Consider the following 1,883-nt stretch of genomic DNA (forward strand, 5'->3'; position numbering starts at 1 on the left):
GAACAGGATAAAAATCTTATGGATTATTATATATCGGATTATATTAAAAATGCTAACCGGCTTCTTTCTGCTTTTATAAGAATGGGTGCGAGTGTAGATACTAAAGGGAATCATATTGCTTTTGATTGGCAAACATATAACGATAATTTGTCTTATGAAGAGTTCTGTAAATTGTGTAAAACATCAGAGGCAACAACCCCTTTGTATGAAGCGATAAAGAAGGGAATGCAATGGGAAAGTCAGGTAGATTTATTGCTGAAATACGGAGCAATTATAGACGAGAGTTGTCTTGAAGCAGCAAAATTAAGTGGGGAAGAAGCGATGGTTGAAAAAATACAAAAACTTTTTGACGATGTAAAATAATTTTATAACAACCCAAGACATAACCGAAGAAAAGTATTTTACAAATTCATCATTGTTGCATTATAATAAAGTGATTTGCGAGAAATTTTCTGCAAGATATTCCCATGAAATATTTTGCAGTTTTGTTCTTTGACAATTCAGCAGCGGCTCAAAATCATGGCGTTTGAGCTGCAAAGCCGCCTACGATACGCGCTATGTGTATGGTGCTGATGCCTTGGGTGCCGAAGGCACGCTAGATAATAATTTCCAATTACGCAAACGGCGCGCTTGCGCGACGTACGGTAACCGCGCTGCCAAATGGACGGCGACTCAATCAAGTGAAACGCTCTACTTCAACACGATGTGGACGTGGCACACGGATACGGGATTACCCGAAGGGCAGTATTCGAAGCACATATACTTGGGTGAAACGAGAGTTGTAACGAAGCAGACGAGTAAGCTTGAAGCGAGCTACGGGCAGAGCGATGAGTGGCATCACCAATATTATTATCACCCCGATCACTTAGGTTCTGCACAACTCATAACGGACTACGAAGGGAATGAATACCAGCGCATAGAATACACGCCGTACGGGGAGCTGTGGGTAGAGAAGAAGACGGAGAAAGAAGAAGGCTTGCGGTACTTGCCTTACAAATTTACGGCGAAAGAGCAGGATGAGGAAACCGGGCTGTACTACTACGGAGCACGGTATCTCGATGCGAAATACAGTAGGTGGTTGAGTGCGGATCCTGCGGTGAATGATTATATACCGCAAGCTCCTGTGAATGATGAGGCGAAGAAGCATAACCAAAGCCTGCCGGGTATGGGCGGTATTTTCAACATTGTAAATTTGCAACTGTATCACTACGCGGGAAATAATCCGGTGAAGTATACGGACCCGGATGGAAGGGAAACATCAAGGTGGTTTTCTAGAAATTGGAATAACTTAATAAGTTTGGGATTAAATATTTCAGAAGCTGTTTCTGGCCTCGCTATAAGTTCGGCTACAGGAATAACAGGAGCGGGGGCTTTCATGGGAAGTCTAATGGTTGCACATGGAGGTATAAATGCAGTTGCTTCTGTTGGAAAAATTGTAACTACAACAATAGCAGCTGAACTATATGGCGAAGATTATGCTGATAAATTAGATCAAATTATGCCAGATACGATGATTGGATTTATAAGTTATGGGATGGGACTTTTAGCAGAAACATTGGCAGGAGTTTCAAGTAATTCTGATTTTGCTGAAAAAGTAGGTGCCTTTGGAGATTTGATAGATATTGCATGTGGGCTTGCAATATCTATTAGTGCAGGAAAAATATTAAATCAAAACATAAAAAGCTTTATGAAAACTTCTGGAAGTTTAATCTCGAAAAATGATTTACTAAAATTACAAAATTATTTGCTAGACACAAAAAAACTTTCAGCTGCAAAAATTCTTCAAGGCATTATCGAAAATTATGATCGCGTCACAAGTATAAAAGACAATATGGATCAACTGGTACAATAATGAAAAACTTTTTTTTGATAAAATCAATAAT

General features: G+C 39.6%; 2 protein-coding genes. Both read left to right on the plus strand.

The window, feature by feature from the left end:
* A partial coding sequence (locus tag JSQ97_RS12770) for a hypothetical protein (protein ID WP_205076400.1) occupies window positions 1-363 on the plus strand: 363 nt, incomplete at its 5' end.
* A gap of 163 nt (window positions 364-526) precedes the next feature.
* Window positions 527-1,852 carry an RHS repeat domain-containing protein gene (locus JSQ97_RS13205; RefSeq protein ID WP_205076401.1) on the plus strand — a complete coding sequence of 442 codons (1,326 nt, stop codon included), beginning with the start codon at window positions 527-529 and terminating at the stop codon, window positions 1,850-1,852.
* Window positions 1,853-1,883 lie beyond the last annotated feature (31 nt).

It is taken from the genome of Treponema sp. Marseille-Q4523 (assembly GCF_016901105.1).
Taxonomy (GTDB): domain Bacteria; phylum Spirochaetota; class Spirochaetia; order Treponematales; family Treponemataceae; genus Treponema_D.